This is a genomic window from Synechococcus sp. WC101 (genome assembly GCF_047461555.1).
Classification (GTDB): domain Bacteria; phylum Cyanobacteriota; class Cyanobacteriia; order Thermostichales; family Thermostichaceae; genus Thermostichus.
The window spans coordinates 1-23,970 of the sequence record NZ_JANSHG010000017.1 but is presented as its reverse complement, the minus strand read 5'-3'; the positions used below and the strand labels follow the sequence as shown (position 1 = coordinate 23,970).

Here is a 23,970-nt window from a genome sequence, read left to right as displayed (position 1 = left end):
GCTCCGCCGCCACCTTTGCCGAGGGAAGCGAGGGCGAGCTGCTTGCCCTGGTGGGCAGCTCCGGCTGGGTGGAGATCGCGCAAAACCGGGGCAACGCCAGCCGCACCTTGGATTTCAAAGTAGGGGACGAGGTGCGCGTGCAGTGGGATAGCTAGCCGAACTCCCTCCCCCCTGCCCCCTCTCGCTTGGGGAGAAGGGAGACTAGGCAGGCTGGCTTTCCACCGTTAAAGTTTCCGGCTCAGCTGCGGAAGTTGAGGTTCCTATCTGAACTTTGACCGCCCGCACGGCATCGGCCTTGGGCAGGGTGAGGGTGAGAATGCCATCCCGGTAGATGGCCGAGACTTTTTCCGGCTGAATGCTTTTGGCTAGCTTGAGGGTGCGTTGAAAAGGCTGAGGCTCCACCTCTTGGTAGCGTAATTCAGCACCTTCAGGGCCTTGAAGCTGGATCTCACCGCTGATGGAGAGCTGCTGGGCTGTGGCCTCGATGTGGAAGCGTTCCCGATTGGCCCCCGGCGCCCACAACTGGACGATGTAGGCTTCGCCGCTCTCCCAAACCTGTAATGGCGTGGGGAAGAAAGTGCGAGGGTGCTCTCCAGAGCTCTGCTGCCTCGGGAAGTCAAGGGTGCTTTGCTGCACGCGCACATCGAGGATGGGGGTGAAGTAAACCAATTGCATAGCCGCTCCTTGGGTAGTAGGGTGGACAATTCTTGAAAAACGGGTCAACAGGGGTAACAACCGGATCCCACCGTTCTACAGAACTCCCCCCACGTCGGAAAAAGCTGTATTGAGACGAGATGGGATCCAAACCCCGTTCTGCTTCAATGATCCAAGACCGCTGTTGCCAGCAGGGAGGGCAAACCGATCCAGCTAGGGGAGGATCCCATCACCTTTCTCCAAAGTTCACTTTGGACAACCTCATCTAGAGCCAGCGGGATCCCTGTCGCAACCTTTTCTCTGCCGGTTCGATCGGCTTCTGCTGAGAATGCTGCCGCCAGACAGCTTGACAGAGGCATGGGCGTTAGGGCCGCGCGGTAACAGCCTGGATTCTCTAACAGTTCAGCACAGTTTATCAAAGCTTAAAAGTCTAACTCTAGCTTCAATTGAAGTTGTTTGGTTAGTCTCTCAGTTTGGTAGCAAGTTTTGAGAGAGACCTGACAGACAAGGCAGGCCGCCTCTAAGATGGCCTTCAAACCAGGACAGCTTGAGCAGTGGGATCCCATGTACGTGTATTGCCCAGAAGAAGTTTTGGAGGCAGGAGCGCCATACAACCTTGAGGAGCTGATAGAACGGCTGGAGCAGGGGGATCGCACCCTTTTAAGCCGGTTGTTCGACGTTCGCTACCCCTACTGGAAACGCAACCTCCGGCGCAACGTTCGCTTGGTGGCTGATCTGCGCTATCTGGGAGAGGTGCCGGTTTTGGTCTTGTTTGGCCTTTGGGGGAGAGGCAGCCACGAGTACCGAGAGTTCCTGGAGCGGCGGCAGGATCCCAGCTATCAAGAGCGGGTGAGGAACTGGGTGTCTGACGATCAGCTACAGGCATGGCTGGCACAAAGGCAAGCGGAAAATGAACAAGAAGAAGCGCGGCAAAACCAGCTCCTCCCTCTGCCCAACGAACTGTACGATTGGACACAGTTTTTAAATACTCCCAACCGCCAGGAGCGGCTTGTGTTGGAAAGCGGGGAATGGGTTCGGCAAGTGCAAGCCCTTTCTCTAGAACAGCGGCGCCAAGTGTATCGGGCGGTAGAGCAATTCATTGGCGATGAGAAAGGGAATCTCTACTGGAAACTACCACTGTTTTATCCAGAAACTGAGGTTAGGTGCTGGCGGGAAGGCTCGATACATCTGGCTATCAGCCTGGTGCAGGTATGTGAGCAGGAAAAAGTCTTATCTCCATTTTTAATTGGAGTTTACGACCACGCTCCGGAGCAGAGAGAGCGGTTTGACCTGGGGCGCCGAACTTGCCTATTTGGGAGGGGGGCCGATCAGCCGGATATTCTCCAACACCCACAATCTTTAGAGATTTGGAAGCGATATGCCCGCCGCGCCTACCCCGACTACATGGTTGCAGATGAAAACGTCTGGCTGGAAATCCAGGAGACTACAGAGGGGAACTTAGCTTTGTCGATGGAGGAAGAAGAAATTCTCCAAAGCACCTCTATGCCTCTACTAATCAACGGGCGAGCTGGGAGCGGCAAATCTCTGATGTTGTATTACCGTTTTGCTGATTACTGCAGCCATTACCTGAAGGATTCAAGCAAAGGAAGCTTTCAGTACCGTCCTCTCTTTTTAACCTATAGCCCGAGTCTAGTACAGCAAGCCCGCAGCAAGGTAAGTACAATTTTGCGGGTCAACCATCGTTACCGAGAGAGAGGCAGTGACTTCTCAGAAGGGGAAATTGAGCGATGTCAAGCTTTCTTTAGCACCTTCCAGGACTACCTGTTAAGCTGCCTTCCACCAGAGAGACAAGAACGCTATCAACCGGAGCGATATGTCAATTTTTATCGATTCCGGAGCTGGTACCGCGGCCGCAGTGATGTAGAATTAGCTTGGCATACGATTCGTACTCTGATCAAGGGCTATGGAGTAAGCGACTACTTGGATCCAGATTGCTATCGGGAATTGCCTCAAGCCGACCGCACTGTAAATGTAGAAGTCTTTGATCGAATATACGAGCAAGTTTGGCCGGGTTATCAAGAACGAACTACCTACGGAAGCTACTGGGACGATCAAGATTTGGCTAGGGATGTGTTACAGAATGGTTTTCTTAGATCAATTCACCCAGTCATTTTCTGTGATGAGGTTCAAGACTTTACCCAGCTTGAACTGAATATTGTTTTCTGCTTGTCCCCCTGGGGAAAATATAAGTTGGATTGGGCTATCGAGCGTTTACCTTATGCTTTTGCTGGGGATCCTCTGCAAACTATCAATCCTACAGGATTTCGTTGGGGTGCCCTGAGGAGGTATCTCTACGAGCATATCCATGCTTACTTGTTGCCCGGCCATTCTCTCGAGATTCCAAGTCCCCGGGAGTTAAAAAATAATTACCGCTGTAGCCCTCAGATTACTCGTTTTAGCAACCTTATCAACTTGTGGCGGCGAGTTCTTAGCAATGATCGGGGGATTTGCCCACAGCAGCCTTGGCGTTTTCAGGAACCGGGGAGGCCAGCTCAAAAGTTTGTACTGGATGGCCAAGACAAGAACTTAACTCAACATGAGCTGAGGAGTATGCTCAGGAACAGCACGGGTACAGTTTGCATCCTGCCTTGTTCTATAGGAGAGGAGCTGGACTACGTGCGCCAAGATCCCGACCTCCAGAGGGTTTTTGCCGAAGAGCTGGAGCAAAATCTCAAGCCGGCGCTGCTGCAGACTGTTACCGCTGTCAAGGGCATGGAGTTCAAAAAGATCATTCTCTACAAGTTTGGCGACTGCTATCGACAAAACTTTAGCCGAAGGCTTAACTACTACGCTCAAGAAGCTGCAGAGAAGGTATCCCTGCAACTACATTATTTTCTCAACCAGCTATACGTTGGTATTACCCGCCCCATCGAAGCCTTAGCTGTTGTGGATACTGCAGCCGGCTGGCGGGAATTCTGGGATCCTGCCTTGGAGATTGACTTTTGGCTCAATCACTCTCATTTGCAGCCCGATCGATCCCAATGGCAAACGTATCCGCCTGTACTGGCCGGCTTCGCTCAAGGCACTGGCATCCAATACTGGACGGATAAAAACTTACAGGATGTGCTGGACTTGGCTCTTGGGTTTCTTAGGCAAGGGGTAGAGGAGGGAAATCCTGAGCTCTTGGAAGATGCGCGCGCCTTTGCTCGGCAGGCAGGCAACCAGAAATTAGAACAGGAATGCCAAGCTTGGATCCTCAAGCTGCAGAGGGATTACGTTTCTGCAGGCCGTCAGTTTTTAAGCTTGGAAAGATCCGCCCTACCCAATAGAAATCTCATCCGAGAAGCCTGGGAGTGCTTTTGGAAGGCAAAAGCTTGGTCAGAGTTGCAGCAGCATCGTTCTACTCACTTTGCCAGGTGCTCCGAGATCCCTAACTACGGTCCTCTGGTGGATTTGATGGTGGTAACCCAAAGCAGCTCTGCCAAGTCCATGGAGCGCTTTCGACAGATAGTTCGAGTGCGAGATTGGTTGAGCGTTGAGGTCAGCCCGAAGCATTCGGATCTGACTTGGAAGGTTTGTGTGGAGAAGTTTTTGGCGGAGCTGGAGGAAGTTTTCGATAACCTAGGGACTTTTTGTCCTAAGCCGGAGGATCGTGAACTTTTTTGGCAAGAGACTCTTGAGGCTTTGAGGGAGCGTTTGGCCTTTCTTGGCCAGCGGCAGCCGTTCGCAGGGCAATATCACAAGATTCTCGGCATCTGTTATTTCCAGCAACAAAAACTTGAGGAGGCAGTTGCCATTTGGGATCAAGGTGGCCAAACGGAGCATTCCCGCTACTACCGAGCCAAGATCCAATTGGAGAAGCCGCCTGGCCAGGTGAGGTGGCTATCCAAAGACCGGCAGGACGCAGCAGTGGTGAGCAAATGGCAGGAGGCGGGACGTCCCCTCGCGGGCGAGTGGGAGGAGTACATCAACGACGTCATTCTCAGCCTGGAGCGCTTGAAAGAGTGGCCGCTGCTGCTGCGAATCCTGATCCGGCGCCGCGAGTGGTGCAGGCTTTGGGAAGTGGTTCAGGCCCACCCACAGGCGTGGCAGCGCGGACATGACTACGAGTTGGTGGCCAGCATGGCTCGAGACATGGAAACCAACTGGGATGAGCTGAGGTGGAAGCTCCCTGGACTGCGGGATTTTCTGCAGGAAGTGGTAAGCAGTGTGCGCGGGGAGCACGCTTGGTGGCTGCAGCCGCTGGAGGTGGGCCTAGCCTACGAGCGACTGGGCTGCTACCGAGATGCGCTCAGGTTTTATGAGCGCTTTGCTGAAAACAGAATCGGTAGAATCCCAAGATGGCAACGCTCTCAGATTCGGCAGCGCTGGCTTTTGGTTCACAAGAAGTACAGAGATTCTCTGCAGGCGGAGGGACGACCGACCGATCTTTTGGCGGAGGAGTTTAGCCGCGCTCAAGAGCGCTGGCGTGAGCAACTGCCCCAGGCAGAGCCCGAGCTGGAGGAATGGGATCCCTGGCCACATGACTTCGTGGAGCACCCCAGCCCTGTTCAAAGTTGGCTGCTGCAGCGGGAGCAAACTGAAGCTCAGAGACTGCAAGTGGCAATCCGCAAGGAACTGAAGCGGCTCAACGAGAGGCAGCTCCAGCAAGTTCATAGCCTGATTCAGCGATTGCTCGGCCCAGGTTGAGAAGGAGTTGGAAGTAGAGCCAACTACCGCAAGATCTGCCGCAGCCGCTCCAGGGCGCGTTGGTTTTCTTCAGGGGTGCCCACCGTTAGGCGCAGCCCGCCGCCGGTACAGCGCACACAAGTTCCCAGCTCTTGCCAGGCCCGCTGCAGATCCTGGGGATCCCATCCTGCCACCCGGAAGTAGAGAAAATTGGCCTGGCTGGGCCACACCCGCACCCCCGGCAGTTCCTGCAGGGCTTGGTAGAGGGCATCTCGTTCCTGACGGATGAGGGGTAGGTCGGCCAAAAACTCCTCGGCATGTTCCAGGGCGATCTGAACGGCCCACTGGGAGATGGCCGAGAGATTGTAGGGCAGGCGGATGGAGTCCAGCACCTGGATAAGCTGCGGATGGCCGATGGCATAGCCCACCCGGTGAGCTGCCAGGCGAAAGGCTTTGGAGAAGGTGCGCAAGATAACCCAGTTGGGGTGCTCCGCCAGCTTGGGCAGGGCCGTGTGCTGGCTGAACTCAAAATAGGCCTCATCGAGGATCACCAAAATCTCGGCGGGCAACCCTTCAACCCACTCCCACTCAGCGGTGCTCAGGCCATTGCCGGTGGGCGAATTGGGATCTACCAAGCACACCACCCGCACCCGCTGCTCCGCTACGGCCTGTTGACACCGCCCCAGATCCAGAGCAAACGTCTCGGGATGGCGGGGCACCCGCACCACCGGGATCCCCAGGCTCTGGGCTAGGATGGCGTACATGGAAAAGGTGGGCTCTGCAACCAAAACGCTGCCCCGCTCGCCCACACAGGTGGCGATGAGCAGGGAGCGGATTAGCTCGTCGGAACCGTTGCCCAGGCTAATCTGGGCCGGATCTGCCCCGGCATAGGCGGCGATGGCCTGCTTGAGGCCCTGGTGATGAGCATCGGGGTAGCGGTTGCTCGGGATCCCTTTTTCCCAGAGGAGGGAGAGTTTCTGCTTGAAGCCCACCGGCCAATCCCAGGGAAACTCGTTTGCATCCAACTTGTCGGCAGCTTGGGGCGGCACGGCATCATAGGGCTTGAGGTGAAGCAAATCCGGGCGCAGATACCGCAAGGCACACATCTCCCTACCCTAACGGAGCAAGGTACCTATAATAGCAGGGCTGACCCGCTTGCCGATGTAGGCTACAGTGTTCCTAACAGGTACGGGGCTGACGGGGCTCGAACCCGCAACTTCCGCCGTGACAGGGCGGTGCTCTAACCAATTGAACTACAGCCCCAGGAGCTGCGAATACCTATTCTGAACTTAGATGAGGATGGTTGTCAATCATGGTATCTAGTCTGGCGGCCCAGGCAGCAACGCTGGTAGAGGAGGCCCCGCAGAACGGGATCCCGACAGCGGCGATGCAGCAGGTGGCGGAGGTGCTCACCCAGGTGGCCCAACACCTGGATCACCTGCAGTACACCACCTTGCGCTACCCCGATGGTGGCTGGCTGACGGTGCGGGTGGTGGAAAGCTCCGCCGGGGCGGACTCCCCCCCAGAACCCGAGCCCCCCGGCCATCTGTGGATCCCGGCCTTTGGCCACCTGGAAGATGCCCAAGCCACGCTGGCGGAACTTCGGCAGCAAGCGCCGGACTTAGAGGCCACCTCCTTTGGGGTTTTGGAGCTGCTGTTTTTGGCCCTGGGCCTTTCCCGCGCCGAAGGCATCGTCTTTTACGACCAGGCAGGGGATCGGCGGCAAGGGAAAGCCGTGGCCTGCCGACCTCTGGCGGAGCAGGTGAGCCAGGCCCTCCGCAGAGGCCTTCCTCCCATAGCCTAAGGCGGGAACGGATCTGCTCTAGCTCAAGATGGCACCCTGGCGGCGGGCGAACTCCCGCAGCTTCCTATCCATCTGTGCCCCTCGCAGATCCGCTTTGTAAAAGCTGGTGAAGCGCTTGCCCTTTTCTTCGGCTTGGCGTGGCAGGGAAGTTCTGCCGCCTGCAGACCAGAGCACCGACCCGGCTACCACCAAAGCCATCCCAGCCGCCCCCAAGGCATAAACCACATTGCGCGTGGCGAGATGGACGAGCAAAAACGCCAGGCTCCCGGCTCCCAAGAGCCCTCCCAGGCCTGCTAGGATCTCGCCTAAGGTTTTGGCCGAGCCGAGGAGCCGGCTCAAAAAGCGCAGCCAGCGGGGTTGCGGTGTGTTGAAGCGGATCCCGCGCAGATCGGCTCCCTGCAGGTTGGCCCCCGAAAAATCGGCCCCCCGCAGGTCGGCGCAGCGCAAGTCGTAACCGGCTAAGTTCTGGTTGGCAAAAGACTTGCCCCGCAGATCCGCCCCCGCCAAAGACGGGATGCGCGGCGGGGTGGCTGGCTTGATCTGCCCGCCGCCGGTGATGCGGCTGGCTTGGCCCAGTTGGGTAAAACCGGTGGTGCTCCCCCAGCCGGTGGGAACCGATCCCAGGGGCAGCATGTCTCCCGCGCCGGGCCGAGGGAGCGGCGTAGGCGAGAACCCATCTGTTCGGGCAGGGGGGGGAGAGGTTGAACGGCGTCTGGTCCAATGGTCGGAGATCAGCAACGGGCTGGAGCCGGCAGTCAAGGGAGAAGGGGGCAAGATGACCGGCGAGGAAGGCGGGCCCTCCTGCACCGGGATCCCTTGCAGAGCCCGCAACGCCTCGGTAGCCGTGGCAAAGCGCTGGCTGATAACCGGGTGCAGCATGCGGCGCAAAATGGCGTCGAACTCGGGGCTGAGCTGCAGGCGATCCGACCAATCCCATTGGCCCGTGTTGTGGTCGTAAAACTTGGCCGGCGACTCCAGGGTCATCAAGTTGAGGCAGGTGGCGGCCAGCGCGTAGAGATCGCTGGCGGGGCCTACCGCCTGGCCGGCCATCTGCTCCGGCGGAGAAAAGCCCAGGGAGCGAATGGCCGTTCCCTCCTCCGACAACGTGTGGCCTGGCCCAAGCTGCTTCACCGCCCCAAAGTCGATTAGCACCAGGCGGCCATCTTCTTTGCGGCGAATCAGGTTGGCCGGCTTGATGTCGCGGTGGACGGTGTTGTGGCTGTGGACATAGCTGAGGATGAGCAGCACCTCCTGCATCACCTGCCGAGCCTGTTCTTCGGAAAAAGGCCCGTTGCGCCGCATCTCCTGGGCAAGCGTGATCCCCTCAATAAACTCCTGCACCAAGTAGAATTTGCCGCCTTCTTGGAAGTGGGCGTAGAGCTTGGGGATTTGCGAGTGCTCCCCCAGGCGCTCCAACACCTCGGCCTCGCGGTTAAACAGTTCCTCCGCCAGCCTGGCCAGTTGGGGCGAATTTTCAGCCGGGCGCAACTGCTTGATCACCCGCCAGGGCTTGGAGGGCATGTCCTCATCGCGGGCCAAGAAGGTGGCGCCAAATCCCCCCTGCCCCAGACGCTTGAAGGCGCGATAGCGATTGCGCAGCAGCAGCGGCTGCCCGCAGAAGGCACAGGTGGAGGCAGCCGGGGGATTTTCCGGCCGCAGACAGTCCGGATTGAGGCAGTAGCAGTTGGGCATATCATTCAGGCGCTACCGGCTGACGTCTAGGTAACCGAGACGGGGCCGATGGGCGGGCAAGCAAGTTGCCAGAGATACATCTAGCCTAGACCAAGGAGAGAAAAATCTTGCGCATCCGCCTCGAACAGGCTGATCCTAGCGTTTGCCCACTTGGGCTCAATCAGAGAAATCGCTTAGATTGTGTCGCTTTGGGGAGCGACACTGGCCCCATCCGAGAGCGGGAGTTCAACTGCCCCAGAGCCAAAAAACCTAGAATTGATCAATACAGTTACCCTTTGCCTTGGCCATGTCTCCATCCTTCTCCGGTGCCGCCATCCGGCAGGCTTTTCTGGATTTCTACGCCCAGCGGGGCCATCAGGTATTGCCCAGCGCCTCCTTGGTGCCGGAGGATCCGACAGTGCTGCTGACCATCGCCGGCATGCTGCCCTTCAAGCCGATTTTCCTCGGCCATCAGGATCCACAGTACCCACGGGTCACGACTGCCCAGAAATGCGTGCGCACCAACGACATCGAGAACGTGGGACGGACGGCCCGCCACCACACGTTTTTTGAGATGCTGGGCAACTTCAGCTTTGGCGACTACTTCAAAAAAGAAGCCATCACCTGGGCCTGGGAGCTGGTGACAGAGGTGTTTGGCCTGCCGCCGGAGCGCCTGGTGGTGAGCGTCTTTCGAGAAGATGAGGAGGCCTTTGCCCTCTGGCGCGATGCGATCGGGATCCCACCCCACCGCATCCGGCGCATGGGGGAGGAGGACAACTTCTGGGCTGCCGGCCCCACCGGCCCCTGTGGCCCTTGCTCGGAGATCTACTACGACTTCAAGCCGGAGCTGGGGGATGAGCAGATCGACCTAGGGGACGACTCTCGCTTTTTGGAGATCTACAACCTGGTGTTCATGGAGCTGAACCGGGACAGCGAGGGCCGCCTCACTCCCTTGGCCAGGCAAAACATCGACACCGGCCTGGGACTGGAGCGGCTGGCTCAGGTGCTGCAGGGAGTCCCCAACAACTATGAGACCGATTTGATCTTCCCTATTGTGCAGAAGGCGGCCGAGATTGCCCGGGTGGACTACTTCCAGGCCAGCCCCGAGCAGAAAGTCTCCCTCAAGGTAATTGGGGATCACGCGCGGGCGGTGATGCATCTCATTGCCGATGGGGTGATCCCCTCCAACGTGGACCGGGGCTATGTGCTGCGGCGGCTGATCCGGCGGATGGTGCGCCACGGGCGCCTCTTGGGGATCGGCGAGCCCTTTACCCTGCCGGTGGTGGAGACGGCCATCCAGTTGGCGGAGGCCGCCTATCCGGAGGTGCGGGAGCGGGAGGCGGTGATCAAGGCCGAGCTGCAGCGGGAAGAGGAGCAGTTTCTCAAGACCCTGGAGCGGGGGGAACGGCTGCTGTTTGATCTGTTTGCCAACGTCACGGCCAGTGGCGCGCCCAAGCAGATCTCGGGTGCCGACGCCTTCAAGCTCTTCGACACCTACGGCTTCCCGTTGGAGCTGACCCAGGAAATTGCCCAGGAGCGCGGCTTTAGCGTGGATGTGCAGGGCTTCGAGCAAGAGATGGAAAAACAGCGGCAGCGGGCCCGCGCCGCCCACCAAACCCTCGACGTCACGGCCCAGGGATCCCTGGACGAGCTGGCCGAGTTTTTAATCGAGACGGAGTTTTTGGGCTACAGCCAGTCTTCTGCCCGCGGCGTGGTGGAGGCCCTGCTGGTGGAAGGGAAGTCGGTGCCCCAGGTAGAGGCCGGGCAGTCGGTGCAGGTGGTTTTGGATCGCACGCCTTTTTATGCGGAGTCCGGGGGCCAAATCGGGGATCGCGGCTACCTGGCCGGCGACGGAGTGTTGGTGCGGGTGGAGGATGTGCAGAAGCGGGGGGATCTGTTTGTCCACTTTGGCCGGGTAGAACGGGGGATCCTGCGGGTGGGGGATCCGGTGCAGGCCCAGATTGACCTGGCCTGCCGGCGGCGCGCCCAGGCCCACCACACAGCCACCCACCTGCTGCAGGCAGCCCTGAAAAAGGTTGTCGATCCCTCTATTAGCCAGGCGGGATCTCTAGTGGCTTTTGACCGGCTGCGTTTCGACTTTACCCTCTCGCGTCCCCTCACCTCCGAAGAGCTGCAGCAGGTTGAGGATCTGGTCAACACCTGGATTGCCGAGGCCCATCCTGCGCAAGTCTCCATCATGCCCCTGGCAGAGGCCAAGGTCAGGGGGGCAATAGCCATGTTCGGGGAAAAATACGGCGCCGAGGTACGGGTGGTTGACTTTCCGGGGGTGTCAATGGAGCTCTGTGGCGGCACCCACGTCAGCAACACTGCCGAGATCGGCCTGTTCAAGATCATCTCCGAGAGTGGCGTAGCGGCCGGGATCCGCCGCATCGAGGCGGTAGCTGGGCCGGCGGTGCTGGAGTACTTGAACGAGCGCGACAGGGTGGTGCGGGAGCTGAGCGCCCAATTCAAGGCCAAGCCCCAGGAGATCCCGGAGCGGGTGGCGGCTTTGCAGGCGGAGCTGAAGGCCGCCCAGAGGGCGCTCGAGGAGGCGCGCAGCCAATTGGCCTTGCTGCAGGCAGAGCGGCTCCTGCCCCAGGCTGTAGCTGTTGGCAATCTGCAGATCTTGGCGACGGAACTGGGATCCACTCCCCCCGAGGCGCTGAAAACTGCTGCCGAACATCTGCTCCACAAACTGGGAGAAGGGGCAGTGGTGCTGGGATCGGTGCCGGAAGCTGGCAAGGTCAGCCTGGTTGCGGCTTTTAGCCCGGCGGTGCAGAAACTTGGTCTCAAAGCGGGCTCCTTTATCGGCGAGATCGCCAAGCTGACAGGCGGCGGTGGCGGTGGGCGGCCCAACCTGGCCCAGGCCGGCGGCAAACAGCCAGAGAAACTGGCCCAAGCCCTGCAGGTGGCCCAGGAGCGGCTACAGGCAGAGCTGTCTTCAGGCTTGGGCAGTTAGGAGCTGCCGCCTTACCCCATAATGAAAGCCGGGGATTTTCCGCGCCAGCCATGACGCCCAACAGCTTGTCCAGTGCCATCGATCTCAGCCAAAAGCGCATCTTGCTTACCGGAGGGAGCGGCTTTTTGGGCAAACACGTCCTGCAGCAGTTGCAACTCCTGGGGGTCAAGCCGGAGCAGGTGCGGATCCCACGCTCCCGCACCCACGACCTGCGCCGCTGGGAGGTCTGCCAAGAGGTGGTGCAGGGACAAGATGTCGTCATCCATTTGGCGGCCCATGTGGGCGGCATCGGCCTCAACCAGGCCAAGCCGGCGGAGCTCTTCTACGACAACCTGATCATGGGATCCCAGCTCATCCACGCCGCCTACCTGGCGGGGGTGGAGAAGTTTGTCTGCGTGGGCACCATCTGCGCCTATCCCAAGTTCACCCCCGTCCCCTTCAAGGAAGAAGATCTCTGGAACGGCTACCCGGAGGAGACCAACGCCCCCTACGGCATCGCCAAGAAAGCCCTGCTGGTGCAACTGCAGGCCTACCGGCAGCAGTACGGCTTCAACGGCATCTACCTCCTGCCGGTAAACCTCTACGGCCCCATGGACAACTTCGATCCGGAAAGCTCCCACGTGATCCCGGCCTTGATCCGCAAGGTGCATGAAGCCCAGCAGCGGGGCCAGAACTACGTCGAGGTGTGGGGAGATGGCAGCCCCACCCGCGAGTTTTTCTACGCCGAAGATGCGGCTCGGGGAATTCTCCTGGCCACCCAGCTCTACAACAGCCCTGAGCCACTCAATTTGGGCACCGGCGAGGAGATCTCCATTCGGGATCTCATCGCCCTCATCTGCGAGCTGATGGAGTTTCGGGGCGAGATCCGCTGGCAAACCGACAGGCCCAACGGCCAGCCGCGCCGCTGCTTGGACGTCTCCAAAGCCCGCGAGAGGATAGGTTTTGTGGCCAAGGTGAGCCTGCGGGAGGGGCTGCAGCGCACCATCGAGTGGTACCGCCGCCACGCCCCGGCAAACTAGGCAACAACCTGGCTCTCCAGGCGGCCATCCTCCATGTGCAACACCCGGTCGGCAATGTCGAGGATGCGGTTGTCGTGGGTCACCATGAGGATGGTGCAGCCCTGCTCTCGCGCCAACTTCTCCATCAGGGTCACCACCTCGCGGCCCGACTTGCTGTCCAGGGCTGCGGTCGGCTCGTCGGCCAGCACCAACTTGGGGTGGCTGACCAGGGCCCGCGCGATGGCTACCCGCTGCTTCTGCCCTCCCGAAAGCTGCTCCGGGTAGTAGTGGACGCGATCCCCCAAACCCACAGCCGCCAGCATCGCTTCTGCCTGCTGCTGCACCTGTTGAGGAGAAAGGCCGTTGTGCAGCTCCAGGGCCATGCGCACATTTTGGGCCGCCGTCAGGGAGCGCAGCAGGTTGTGGGCCTGGAAGATGTACCCCACCTGGCGGCGGATCTGGATGAGGGTGTTGGGCTTAGCGCCCCGCAGCTCCTGCCCCAACACCCGCAGGCTGCCCTCTTGCACCGAGCGCAAAGCTCCCAGGAGCGTGAGCAGCGTGGTCTTGCCGGAGCCAGAGGGGCCGGTCAACAACACGATCTCCCCCGGCTGCAAAACGAAGTTGATGTCAAAAAGCACTTGCTTGCGCAGGGATCCCTCGCCAAAGTAGTGGTTCACCCCTTCGGCTTTGACCACCGGCTCAACGGCATGTTGGGTGGAAGCGAGGGCAGCTTGATCGAGAAGGGAAGGCAGCATAGGGAGCTCAAAATCTCAAACAACTTGGGTTGACAATTCAATTCAGTAACCGCTTGGGCCATCATCGGAACCGCCGCGATTGAACCATCCAGAAGCCTATTGAAGGGATCCCAGAAGTCTTTGGGCAGTTGATCAAGCTATTCAACAATCCATCTGCCTCCTCCATTCTTGCCAAAACTTAGAAAATGTCGGCGGGATCGGCTGCCCGCAGCCGCCGCACGGCAATGGCCCCCGAGATAAAGCACATGCTCACTGCCAGCAGCAGCACCAACACCGCCCGGTTGAAGGTCATGGCGATCGGCAGCAACGTAGCATTGGCCGTCAAATCGTAGAGCAAAACTGCCAGGGCAAAAGCTGGAATATACCCCAAGCCGGCCAGCAAAATAGCTTCTTGAAACACCACCCCCAACAGGTAAGTATCCGTGTAGCCCATGGCCTTGAGGGTGGCATATTCCGCCAGGTGATCGGATACATCGGTGTAGAGGATCTGATAGACAATCACAATGCCGACGATGAAGCCCATGGCCACCCCCAGGCCGAAAATAAAGCCGATGGCCGTGCCCTCCTCCCAGTAGCTTTGCTCCATATCGATAAACTCTGCCCGCGACAGCACCCGCACATCTTCCGGCAGCAAGGCCCGCATCTGCTGCACCAACGGCTGGGGATCCACTCCCGGCTGCAGCTGCACTACGCCGATATCCACCAGGCCGCGCTCCCGCTGGGGAAAGATGCGCAGGAAGTTGAGGTCGCTGGTGAGGATGGTGCCATCGGCGCCAAAGGTGGCCCCCATCTTGAACAGGCCCCCCACCTGGACGCGGCGGTTGCCTACTTCAGTAAAAACTTCTCGACCGGCCTCAAACCACTCCGGGATGGGGCCAAACTCGCTGCGGGAGCGGCGGTCGAAGAGCACCACGTCTGCTTTCTTGATCTCCTCCAACTTGTCGGGGGTCAGCTCCGGCAACTCCAGCAGGTCGGCAGAGGGATCCACCCCCACCACAAAGATGCTGCGGGTGCGGCGGGTCTGGGGGTTTTTCCAGAGGGCAAAGCCCACATAGACGGGCGAGATGGCCCGTACCCCCTCAAAGCCCAACGCCTGGTAGAGCCGCCGCTGGGAAAAGGTGTTCATGGCAATGAGGGCGTTGGACTGGGGGCTGACCAGGAAGATCTCCCCTTTGAGGGCGACGTGGAAGCGGATGGCGCTTTCCAAGAGGCTGTCCTGGAAGCCCAACTGCATGAACATGAGAATGCAGGCAAAGGCAATGCCCGCCAGGGCCACCAGCAGGCGGATCTTCTCCCGCGTCAACTGCAGCCAGGCCAAGGGGATGCGCCGCCCGATAAACGCTACGCTGAACAGGCCGGACATTCCCCCCTCCTACCCCTCGACCTCGATGGCCACATCCACCTGCAGGTTGGTCAGGCCGGCCACGCGGGCGTTGCTTTCCGGATCCAGGCGGATGTACACCTCCACCACGCGGGCATCCACATCGGCGGCGGGGTCGGTGTTGAGCACGTCTTTTTTGCCGATCTGCAGGCCCACCCGCTCCACCCGGCCCTGCAGCGTTTCTGGCAGCGCGCGGTTGCTGATGGTGGCCCGTTGTCCGGGCCGCACCCGCAGGATGTCGGTTTCGTAGACCTCCGCCACCACCATCATCTGGTCGGTGTTGCCCAGCTCGAGGATCCCTGTGTCGGCAGCGATAACTTCCCCAGGCCGCGTGCGGATCTTGAGCACCTGGCCGGCCCGGGGGGCGCGGATGAGGGTGCGCTCCAGACGGGCCTCCGCCAGCTCCAGGTTGCGGGCCAGGGATCCCAGTTGCACTTGCGCTTGCGCCCGCCTCAGCCCCGCTTCAGCAGCTTGCACCTGGGCTTGGGCGTTGCGCAGATCCCGCTCGCGGGCCAGGCGCAGTTGATCCAGAGTGGCCTCGGCAGCCCGCAAGTCCTCCTGCCGTTGCCGCACCAGCAGAGCTTTCTGGTCTAGCTCCTGCTGGGAGATAGCCCCCTCCTGCCACAGGGCCTGGAAGCGAGCCAGGTTGGCCTCGGCATCGGCCAGCTCCGCCCGAAGGCGCTCCACCACCGCTTCCTGGGATCGGATCTGCATCTGTTGCGGTTCGTCTAGGCGGCTGAGGCGGGTGCGCGCCTCTTCCACTTGAGCTTGGCCAAAGCGGGTCTCGGCCTCCAGCCGGGCGCGGGCTTCTTGGAGTTGGGCAGCAGCATACTCCCGCTCGGCCAGGCGCTCTCGATAGCTTTCCAGACGGGCCAACACTTGCCCCGCCCTCACCCGCTCCCCTTCGGCCACTAGCAGCTCTCCCAGTCGCTCTCCCGGAGGGCCGGCCACCCGCACCACCTCTCCTTCCGGCTCCAGGCGACCCAGGGCGCCAACGCGGGGAGGTAGCCGCGTCTCCTCCGTTGCATTCTCTGATACGGATTGGGTGGCCGCCTGCTGGCTCAGGCCCAGCCAGGCCAGCCCAGTTCCGGCCAGCAATCCAGCTCCCGCAATAGACCAGAGTAGCCGCTGATTCATCGTTCCCTACTCGTTGAGTTTTGCGGTTGAGGTCGGTCGTTACAGTTGCAATTCTTTAATAAATGTAAAGTTTATGGGGCAAGGATGTCCAGGTTTTTCTCATGTGTTTATTTTTCGGGTATTCGTTTTTCTCCGGCTTGTCTTCGGTTGTCGACTTTCGTCGGCTACCTAACCCAAGGGATTCCTGATATGATCTGCCGTGTCCGGGGCCTTTCTGCAGGTGCCGATTTCTAGGTGTGGTGCGAGGAGTGAGGTGGAGTTGCGATGGTGGAAACAGTTGGGGGGAAAGATGCCGTTGCGCCGGCGCCAGCTCGTTCTCCATCTCCGCCTGCGAAAAATTTGGATCCGTTGAACCCGCTACTTCCGGCTTATCATTTTGTCGGGATCGGCGGGGTGGGGATGTCGGCTCTGGCTTACATTTTGGCCAAGCAGGGGTTTCGGGTTTCAGGGTCGGATATTGCCGCCAATGGCCGCACCCGTCGCCTGGAAGCCTTGGGGGTGCGCTTTATTCAGGGGCACACTCTGGAGGGTTTGGCCGGGGATCCCCAGGTGGTCTACTCCAGCGCCATTCGCCCCACCAACCCGGAATTGGCGGCGGCGCTGGACAAGGGACTAAAGGTTTGGCATCGAGCCGATTTGCTGGCTGCCCTGTTTAACCATCGTCCCAGCATTGGGGTGGCGGGCACCCACGGCAAGACCACTACTAGCAGCATGATTGGCTACATGTTACTGGCGGCGGGCTGGGATCCCACCTTGATCATCGGCGGGGAGATGGACGCCTGGGATGGCAATGCCCGTCTAGGCCAGGGGGAATACCTGGTAGCCGAGGTGGACGAGTCGGATGGATCCCTGGTGCGGCTCTATCCCCAAATTGGCGTGATCACCAACATTGAGCTAGACCACCCGGATCACTACGCCAATCTGGAGCAGGTGATCCGGGCCTTTCAGCAGTATGGGCAGCAGAGCCAAACCCTGGTGGCCTGTCTGGACTGCCCCAACGTGGCCACCCACCTCAAGGTGGACATCGGCTACAGCCTGGCCGGCCATCCCCAAGCCCAGTACCAGGCCCGTCAGATCCTCTACACTGCCGATTGCACCTCTGCCGAGATCTGGGAAAGGGGATCCCTCCTCGGCCAGCTCCGCCTGCAGGTGCTGGGATCCCACAACCTCAGCAATGCTCTGGCCGCGGTTGCCGTGGGGCGGCAGCTGGGCTTGGAGTTCCCCGTGATTGCCTCTGCTCTGGCCCAGTTTCCGGGAGTGCGGCGCCGCTTTGAGCACAGGGGCGAGGTGGGTGGGGTCACCTTTATCGACGACTATGCCCATCATCCCAGCGAGATTCGGGCTACGCTGCGGGCGGCACGGCTGCAGCAGCGGCGGGTGGTGGCGGTGTTCCAGCCCCATCGCCACAGCCGCTTGGCCAAGTTGTTCCAGGACTTTGCTTGCTGCTTTGCGGATGCGCAGGTGGTGGTGATCGTGCCCACTTATGGGGCGGGAGAAGCAGCGCCTGAGGGCTCCGACAGCTTGCGGCTGGCCGTGTCGGTGGCGGAGCACCATCCCCATGTACGTTATGTGTCTTCTTTGCCGCAATTGCCGCAGGTGTTGCCGTCTATCTTGCAACCTGGAGATCTGGCAATTTTTTTGGGCGCAGGCGATCTCAATCAACAGATAGCCGCTACGATGCGGGCCTATGCGGCTCGGCTGGGGGAGCAGCCTCTGGCAAACTTTGAAGGGAAATTGCCGGGGCAAGCGGAGGATGGGATCAGGGAGATGGGGGCTTCTGAGGTATTGGCATCATGACTACAGCTCCCTGCGTGCCCAATGCCTCAAGCGTTGCCCGACTCTCTGGACGGATTCAAGCGGGGATCCCCTTGGCCCCTCTGACCAGCTTTCGGGTGGGCGGCAAGGCGGAGTGGTATTGCGAGCCGCACAACAATCTGGAGCTGCAGCAATGTTTGGCCTGGGCGCGGGCGCAAGGGATCCCGGTTACACTGTTGGGGGCGGGCAGCAACCTGCTCATCAGCGATGCCGGCCTGCCGGGGCTGGTGATCCACACCCGGCGTTTGCGCGGGATGCAACTGTTGGAGGGGGGGAGGATCTGGGCCGCTGCCGGAGAACCTTTGGTTAACCTGGCGCGGGCAGCCGCCAAGCGGGGCTGGAGTGGCTTGGAGTGGGCCATCGGGATCCCGGGCACGCTGGGGGGAGCCGTGGTGATGAATGCCGGCGCCCACGGGCGCGCCATGTCGGACGTGTTGGTGGAAGTGCAGATTTTGGATGAAGAGCAGGAGCCCTGCCGCTTAGAACCGGTCGATCTGCAATTTGGCTACCGCCGCTCGCGGCTACAGGACTCTCCTTGGACGGTGACGGGGGCAACGCTGCAGTTACTCCCAGGCCGGGATCCGGCTCAGGTGCAGCGACAAACCCAGCGCCACCTCAACCAGCGCCTGAGCTCTCAGCCCTATCATCTGCCCAGTTGTGGCAGCGTCTTTCGCAACCCCGAAACCTATCCTGCCGGCTGGCTAATTGAGCAGGTCGGTCTGAAGGGCTACCGGATTGGCGGGGCCCAGATCTCCGAGCGCCATGCCAACTTCATCCTCAATTGTGGTCAGGCCAGCGCCAACGACATCTACCGTCTGATTTGCTTGGCCCAAGAAAAGGTTTATCAACGATGGTCGATATTCCTAGAGCCAGAAGTGCGCATTCTGGGATCTTTTGACGATCCTTTGATAAGTTAATTTGGCCTACCCCATTTTTTGATGATTGGATGGTTCTGATCTTGAACTGTCCTCACCAGTCCTTGATGGATTCTCGTTGATTATTTTGCGTCAGTTTATGGTTAGGGCACGGCTACTTTACGTCGCTTAATTGCACAACTAATTGCACAACTCAATCAGTCCCCCACAAGCGCGGAAGAACGCCGCTATTTGATTGGCGGGAACGGGAACACCGCCACGAAGATCTGAACTAGGATCCGGCTTCAGAGCGGCACAACGACTGAAACTCGAAGGGACTCCGCCCGCTACGGGATCCCGAGCAGCCATCGCCAAGTTTCGTTTTTGAACAGGATCCACACCCCTAATCTCATCAAAATCCAGGGTACCCAGCGCTCTCCCTGTTCAGCCAAGATCTTGGCCACTTCCGGTTGCACCGTCAGCCTTTGAGCCATGGCAAACCACAGCCCTTTCATCAAAAAGAAAATTATAGAAAAGAGAGCCAACTGGAGAGGGGTGCTGCCGGCAAACAAAGGAACGTACAAGCTGATGTTATCCCCGCCATTGGCAAAGGTGAGGAGCATGGACAGCAGAGCTGGCGAGGGCAAAAAGAGCAGCCCAGTCTTTGCGGGTGGTCGATCTTGCAGTTTTTCCAGCTCTTTCGACAGGGCTTCTTCCGCTTCAGATCGCCACAATTTCCAGCCGCCCACCGCCAGCGGGATCAGTCCCAGCAGGCCAATGGCAGATGGCGGCAGCACCAGGCCCCCCAAGTACCCCAAAAGGCTGATCAAGATCAATCCTGCCAAGCCCAAGTAGCCCCCCAGCTAAACCTGCCAGCCCTTCCAAGTAGGTTGGATCTGCACCTGGGCAAACAACACAACCAGCACAAAAAAGTCGTCGATGTGGGTGGCAATAAAGGCGAGGATCCCTTCCGCCAGCGTTGTCCAGAAAAGAGGGAGGGGCATGAGCTTAAGAAGTGGGGAAGAGGGCGCCGATATCGACAAGGTGAAGCTGCACCAGCCCGAGGATCGCCAAAGTGTAGGCAGTAGAAGAAGCCAAACTAATAACGAGATCGCGCTTTAGGTTGCGGGGTTTATCCCCTTGCTCAACCACATCAGTAGCGCCAAACTGCATCAGGAGAAGGCCAATCAAGTTGGAAAGCCAGTACCCGGCAAGGGTTCCTCCCAAAAGCCACTGGGGCTGCCACAAGCTGCAGAGGTAGCCAAATCCATAGGCAATGGGTAGGTTGAAGAACAAATCGTTCCACCAGGAAAAGGGCGAGAGCATAAACCCCAAAACCAGTAAAATGCCACCTCGGAACTTCCTCCCCATCGGCTCTGTCTTCCGCGTTGCGTCTCCCTAATGTTACTTCACAGTGCTTCATGACAACCCAGAGAGAATGCCTGGCCCTGCACTTGGGAGAATGGCACGGGCTCTTTTCCGAGTATCGACCCACCGCCCACGGCTGGGAGCTGGTGGGCCAAAAGCGCAGCCTCATCACCTTTGAGGCTTTGGAGTTGGGCGCGATCCGCCAAACCAATGCCTACTACCCCCTGGAGGGATCCCCTAACCCAACAAGCCGCCAGAGCTGGGTTTACCGAGATTTCTCGCCCGGACTGCGCTTTTTCCCCGATGGCTCCTTTTCTAACGGGCGGCTGCAACTAGCGCCGTTTAGCGACTTTGCCGTCGAGCAAGGCTTTCTCTGGGGAGATCGCAAGGCGCGGGTGGTGCAACAGTGGGACGCCCAAGGTCGTCTGGTAGAGGTAACCGCGATCCTGGAGCGGCGCGGCCAACCTTTGGATCCCGTTGCAGACTGTTCACCCCTGAGCAAAGAGCGACTGAGAGCCTGCCTCCAGGGGAGATGGCGGGGGATCGCCCAGAGCTTTGCGGTTGCCGAGGGCCGGTTTGCCGAAACCGAGGTGGACTGCTCGGGGGCAGAGTGGTTGAGCAACTGGGATCCCTTGCCGGGAGGGCTGTGGATTGGCGGGCCGGATCCCTTGCCCATCCCTACCGCCCACCGGGATCGCAGCTTTTCGGTGAGCCTGAGCTGGTTTCCGCAGTCGGAAGACTGCCATTGTCTCTTGCGTTTGATCCGGGACTACGATGCCCGCGGTGCTTGGCAGCGGGTTACGCTGATCCGGGCGCAGAAGGATCCTGGTTGAGAAAGGCGCAAACCTGGGCAAACACCGTTTCCCGCTCGCAGTCCAAAGTGAGGATGTGGTCGGAGTGCTCCAGCCAAGACAAGATCTTCTCCTCGGATCCCAGCTCTTGATAGAGCCACGCTGCCTGTTCAGGATCCACCACTGTATCTTGGCGCGGCTGCAGGATGAGGGTGGGAACTTGGATGCTGGCTACTTCCCCCCTGACCCGCTCGATGAGCTCAAGGGCGCTGCGCACCGCCGTTAGATTGAAGCTGCGCAAATAGGCCACTCTTTCTGCCAACGCGCGGACATCGCCATCCCGAATCGGCAGGCGAAAGCGGGGAACCTCTTCCAAGAGCCAGCCCAGGCTGTTGAGGTACTGCTCCGGGCGAAAGAGATAGTACCAGCGGTGGCGAATGGCAAAAAACGGCGCCAGCAGGACCAATTTGTGGACAGGGTGGGCAAAGGCCAGGTGCAGCGCCAACAGGCAGCCGGTGGAAAACCCCACCAGCGAAAGGCGCGGGTACTCCTGCTGCAGCGCCAGGTAATGTTCCAAAACCCGCCCGTACCACTCCGTCCAGCGGGAAGGGGGCATGCGGGGTGCCGGGCGGTCGTGGCCGGGATAGTTAAACCCCTGCACCGTCAGGCCGGCTGCCAACAGCCGCTCCGCCAGCCACTGCAACTCGTAGACGCCACCCCCCAACCCGTGCAGCAGCAGGCAGGCATGATCCCCTCTTCCCCGCCACAGAAAAGGCTCGTTGCTCAGCATAAAACCTCACCTCAGGACGGGATCCCTTTTTAACCCAGGGCAATATCCAGCAGCAGCATCACCACAAACCCACTGAGAACGCCAAAGGTGCCCTCCCGCTCCAACCCCTGCCGGTGCGACTCGGGGATGATCTCATCCGAGATCACAAACAACATCGCACCAGCGGCAAAGGCCATGCCCCAGGGCAGCAGCGGCTGAGCCAAAGTGACCACCGTCGCTCCCACGATGCCGCCGATGGGCTCTACCAGCCCGGTCAGCAGGGCAATGGCAAAAGCAAACAGCCGCGAATACCCCTGGCTGGCCAGCGACAAGGCCACCACCAGCCCTTCCGGCATGTTCTGCAGGCCGATCCCCAGGGCCAGCGCCAACCCATCGCTGACTTGGCCGGTGGCAAATCCCACCCCCACCGCCAGGCCTTCCGGGAAGTTGTGCAGGGCAATGGCAATGATGAAGAGCCAGATCCGCTTTAGGTGGGCGCGGTTCTCCCCTTCAGCCCCTTTGAAAAAGTGCTCGTGGGGAAAAAGCTGGTGGGCACTCTCCAGAAAGATCGCCCCCAACAACAGGCCCGCCACCATCACCACGGCCGCCCCGAACTGGGAATATCCCAGCGCCAGCGCCGCCTCGGTGCCCGGCACCACCAGTGAAAACGAGGTGGCGGCCAACATCACCCCACCCCCAAACCCCAGCAGGATCCCTTGCGCCCTTTCCGAGAGCGAGGGGAGAAACAGAGCGGGCAAGGCCCCTAACCCGGTTGCCAACCCGGCGATCAAGCTGGCCAGGGATCCCATCGCGATTGGATGCACAAGATCCTCCTTACCAAGCCAAATGCTTTTCAATTTTTCCCTTTTTTTGCCTGCCTGGGAAACCCTCCACCAGCTCTTTTTCCTCGACGGCTGAAAATGACTCTCTGGCTGCTTAGCCTAGGGATCCTGAAGCTGCCAAGCAGTATAAACCTAGGTGTCAGTGCTTCTCATCACTCCCAACAAGCTGGTTTCGAGGCTAAGCTTTCTCTAGTTGAGCGGCCACTCCTCCTGCGGAAAACAACCTGTTAGTGTGTTTAGGTAGCGATAGTGAGAAAAAAGCAATGAAGAAAAAAGCAATTGCAACCCTTGTAACTCTAAGTCTGGGCGGAGTTTGCTTAGGGCTAGCCGGCTGCGGTGGCGGCGGAAGCGGTGGGACGATAGTGCCTACACCGACTCCAACGCCTACGCCGACTCCGACACCCACGCCGGGTGCCCCGACTTTTAGCAAGGCATTTAGCCCCACCTCGGTAGCTGCCGGCCCTACTGCCAAAACAACTCTGACCTACACGATCACCAACACAGCCGCTCTGCCGCTGACGGGTCTAGCCTTTTCCGATCCCCTGCCTGCCGGCTTGGTCGTTGCCACCCCCAATAACCTGAACAATGGCTGTGGGGGGACGGTGATAGCTCCACCAGGGGCCACTTCCATCTCGTTGGTCAACGGCTCACTGGGATCCAACGCTAGCTGCACCATCAGCCTGGATCTTCAGGTTACAGCCACGACAGCGGGATCCCTGACCAGCCCCGCGGTAACCCTGAGCAGCAACCAAGCGCCTAATGCCACCGCTGCGGCTATCAACTTAACGGTAACGGTGCCAGCTCCCACCTTTACCATGGCCTTTGCCCCCAACCCGCTTGGCCCAATCGGCCCAGCTCCCGTTACCGGGAATGGAACTCTGACGTTTACCATCATGAACAACGCAGCCATTCCATTGACGGGCTTGGCCTTTAACCACACCTTGCCGGTAGTGCCGCCTTTAACCGTAGGGCCTGGTGCACCTCCTCCCTTACCTGCTTCCTGTGGTGCTGGAGCTACCCTCACAGCGTCGGTGAGTGGGAACACCATTCAATTCACCGGAGGACAAGTGGCTGTCGGCGCAACCTGCACAGTGACCATCCCTGTCCAAACGGGACCTCTGACCTCACCCGGCACCTACACCTACCCCAACTCCCCAGTAACATTGACCAACGCTCAGGCCGCCCCTGCCACAGCAGGACCGGTAACCTGGACGGTTGTGGTGAATTAGTCCTTCAAAAGCAGCTCGGCAATTTGAATGGCGTTGAGGGCCGCACCTTTGCGGATCTGATCCCCGCACAGCCACAGCTCCAGGGCCTTGGGCTCGGAGATATCCTGGCGGATGCGGCCCACCGCCACTGCGTCCTTGCCGGCCACGTCGATGGGCATGGGAAAGCGGTTCTGCTGCCAATCTTCAATGAGCACCACCCCAGGGGCCTGGGCCAGGATTTGCCGGGCTTTTTCCACAGGGAAGGGCTGTTCAAACTCCAGGTTGAGGGCCTCGGCGTGGGTACGCAGCACCGGCACCCGCACACAGGTAGCTGT

The 23,970-nt window shown here is 59.8% G+C and carries 21 protein-coding genes and 1 tRNA gene; 9 read left to right on the top strand and 13 right to left on the bottom strand.

Annotated elements, in window-relative coordinates:
• A partial coding sequence (locus NW809_RS02350; protein WP_414401445.1) for an SAM hydroxide adenosyltransferase occupies positions 1–155 on the top strand: 155 nt, incomplete at its 5' end.
• A gap of 46 nt (positions 156–201) precedes the next feature.
• Here NW809_RS02350 and NW809_RS02345 read toward each other — a convergent pair.
• Positions 202–675: an Hsp20/alpha crystallin family protein gene (locus NW809_RS02345; protein ID WP_011430710.1), complete on the bottom strand. Its 474-nt coding sequence runs from the start codon at positions 673–675 to the stop codon at positions 202–204.
• A 504-nt stretch (positions 676–1,179) separates the two neighbouring features.
• On the opposite strand from NW809_RS02345, the gene NW809_RS02340 reads away from it, so the two are divergent.
• Positions 1,180–5,304, top strand: a complete 4,125-nt coding sequence (locus tag NW809_RS02340; protein WP_414401444.1) for a hypothetical protein — start codon at positions 1,180–1,182, stop codon at positions 5,302–5,304.
• Between the two features lie 23 nt (positions 5,305–5,327).
• Here NW809_RS02340 and NW809_RS02335 read toward each other — a convergent pair whose 3' ends face one another.
• Both NW809_RS02335 and NW809_RS02330 read right to left on the bottom strand, forming a co-directional pair.
• Positions 5,328–6,389, bottom strand: coding sequence for a histidinol-phosphate transaminase (locus NW809_RS02335; protein WP_011430707.1), 1,062 nt, complete (start codon positions 6,387–6,389; stop codon positions 5,328–5,330).
• A gap of 83 nt (positions 6,390–6,472) precedes the next feature.
• A tRNA-Asp gene (locus NW809_RS02330) sits at positions 6,473–6,546 on the bottom strand.
• Between the two features lie 49 nt (positions 6,547–6,595).
• Between NW809_RS02330 and NW809_RS02325 the strand changes: the two genes are divergently transcribed.
• A complete protein-coding gene (locus tag NW809_RS02325) occupies positions 6,596–7,087 on the top strand; it encodes a hypothetical protein (protein WP_011430706.1) in 492 nt (163 codons plus the stop codon).
• An 18-nt stretch (positions 7,088–7,105) separates the two neighbouring features.
• Here the strand turns inward: NW809_RS02325 and NW809_RS02320 are convergent, their stop codons facing one another.
• A complete protein-coding gene (locus tag NW809_RS02320) occupies positions 7,106–8,779 on the bottom strand; it encodes a serine/threonine-protein kinase (RefSeq protein WP_011430705.1) in 1,674 nt (557 codons plus the stop codon).
• A 286-nt stretch (positions 8,780–9,065) separates the two neighbouring features.
• Between NW809_RS02320 and alaS the strand changes: the two genes are divergently transcribed.
• Both alaS and NW809_RS02310 read left to right on the top strand, forming a co-directional pair.
• On the top strand, positions 9,066–11,717 hold the full coding sequence (gene alaS, locus NW809_RS02315; protein WP_414401443.1) for an alanine--tRNA ligase: 2,652 nt from the start codon (positions 9,066–9,068) through the stop codon (positions 11,715–11,717).
• A gap of 50 nt (positions 11,718–11,767) precedes the next feature.
• Positions 11,768–12,736, top strand: a complete 969-nt coding sequence (locus NW809_RS02310; protein ID WP_041438425.1) for a GDP-L-fucose synthase family protein — start codon at positions 11,768–11,770, stop codon at positions 12,734–12,736.
• Here NW809_RS02310 and NW809_RS02305 read toward each other — a convergent pair.
• From NW809_RS02305 to NW809_RS02295, 3 genes are all read right to left on the bottom strand, one after another.
• Positions 12,733–13,470, bottom strand: a complete 738-nt coding sequence (locus NW809_RS02305) for a DevA family ABC transporter ATP-binding protein (protein ID WP_011430702.1) — start codon at positions 13,468–13,470, stop codon at positions 12,733–12,735. The two genes, NW809_RS02310 and NW809_RS02305, sit on opposite strands and share 4 nt — an antisense overlap.
• A 178-nt stretch (positions 13,471–13,648) precedes the next feature.
• A complete protein-coding gene (devC, locus tag NW809_RS02300; RefSeq protein WP_011430701.1) occupies positions 13,649–14,833 on the bottom strand; it encodes an ABC transporter permease DevC in 1,185 nt (394 codons plus the stop codon).
• Between the two features lie 9 nt (positions 14,834–14,842).
• The gene (locus NW809_RS02295) at positions 14,843–15,988 is read right to left on the bottom strand and encodes an ABC exporter membrane fusion protein (protein WP_414401442.1); all 1,146 of its coding nucleotides are present in this window, start codon (positions 15,986–15,988) and stop codon (positions 14,843–14,845) included.
• A gap of 264 nt (positions 15,989–16,252) precedes the next feature.
• On the opposite strand from NW809_RS02295, the gene murC reads away from it, so the two are divergent.
• Both murC and murB read left to right on the top strand, forming a co-directional pair.
• Entirely contained in the window at positions 16,253–17,785 is a 1,533-nt protein-coding gene (murC, locus tag NW809_RS02290) for a UDP-N-acetylmuramate--L-alanine ligase (RefSeq protein ID WP_099813067.1), read from the top strand.
• Positions 17,782–18,720: a UDP-N-acetylmuramate dehydrogenase gene (gene murB, locus NW809_RS02285; protein WP_099883796.1), complete on the top strand. Its 939-nt coding sequence runs from the start codon at positions 17,782–17,784 to the stop codon at positions 18,718–18,720. The genes murC and murB overlap by 4 nt, the downstream gene beginning before the upstream one ends.
• Before the next feature lie 284 nt (positions 18,721–19,004).
• On the opposite strand, the gene NW809_RS02280 is transcribed toward murB, so the two are convergent.
• Genes NW809_RS02280 through NW809_RS02270 form a run of 3 tightly spaced genes read right to left on the bottom strand, consistent with a single transcriptional unit; the run spans position 19,005 to position 20,028 of the window.
• On the bottom strand, positions 19,005–19,508 hold the full coding sequence (locus NW809_RS02280; protein WP_049749765.1) for a cadmium resistance transporter: 504 nt from the start codon (positions 19,506–19,508) through the stop codon (positions 19,005–19,007).
• 12 nt (positions 19,509–19,520) lie between these two features.
• On the bottom strand, positions 19,521–19,661 hold the full coding sequence (locus NW809_RS02275; RefSeq protein ID WP_011430697.1) for a hypothetical protein: 141 nt from the start codon (positions 19,659–19,661) through the stop codon (positions 19,521–19,523).
• Positions 19,662–19,665: 4 nt separating this feature from the next.
• On the bottom strand, positions 19,666–20,028 hold the full coding sequence (locus tag NW809_RS02270; protein ID WP_071813522.1) for a hypothetical protein: 363 nt from the start codon (positions 20,026–20,028) through the stop codon (positions 19,666–19,668).
• A 50-nt stretch (positions 20,029–20,078) separates the two neighbouring features.
• Between NW809_RS02270 and NW809_RS02265 the strand changes: the two genes are divergently transcribed.
• Positions 20,079–20,858 (top strand): DUF3598 family protein, encoded by a 780-nt coding sequence (locus NW809_RS02265; protein WP_414401441.1) that lies wholly within the window; start codon positions 20,079–20,081, stop codon positions 20,856–20,858.
• Here the strand turns inward: NW809_RS02265 and NW809_RS02260 are convergent.
• Positions 20,824–21,606, bottom strand: a complete 783-nt coding sequence (locus tag NW809_RS02260; RefSeq protein ID WP_414401440.1) for an alpha/beta hydrolase — start codon at positions 21,604–21,606, stop codon at positions 20,824–20,826. The two genes, NW809_RS02265 and NW809_RS02260, sit on opposite strands and share 35 nt — an antisense overlap.
• 29 nt (positions 21,607–21,635) lie before the next feature.
• On the bottom strand, positions 21,636–22,409 hold the full coding sequence (locus NW809_RS02255; protein WP_414401439.1) for a ZIP family metal transporter: 774 nt from the start codon (positions 22,407–22,409) through the stop codon (positions 21,636–21,638).
• A gap of 380 nt (positions 22,410–22,789) precedes the next feature.
• Between NW809_RS02255 and NW809_RS02250 the strand changes: the two genes are divergently transcribed.
• The gene (locus NW809_RS02250; protein WP_414401438.1) at positions 22,790–23,656 is read left to right on the top strand and encodes a hypothetical protein; all 867 of its coding nucleotides are present in this window, start codon (positions 22,790–22,792) and stop codon (positions 23,654–23,656) included.
• Here NW809_RS02250 and NW809_RS02245 read toward each other — a convergent pair.
• The coding region (locus tag NW809_RS02245; protein ID WP_414401437.1) for an Asd/ArgC dimerization domain-containing protein at positions 23,653–23,970 on the bottom strand (318 nt) is incomplete at its 5' end. The two genes, NW809_RS02250 and NW809_RS02245, sit on opposite strands and share 4 nt — an antisense overlap.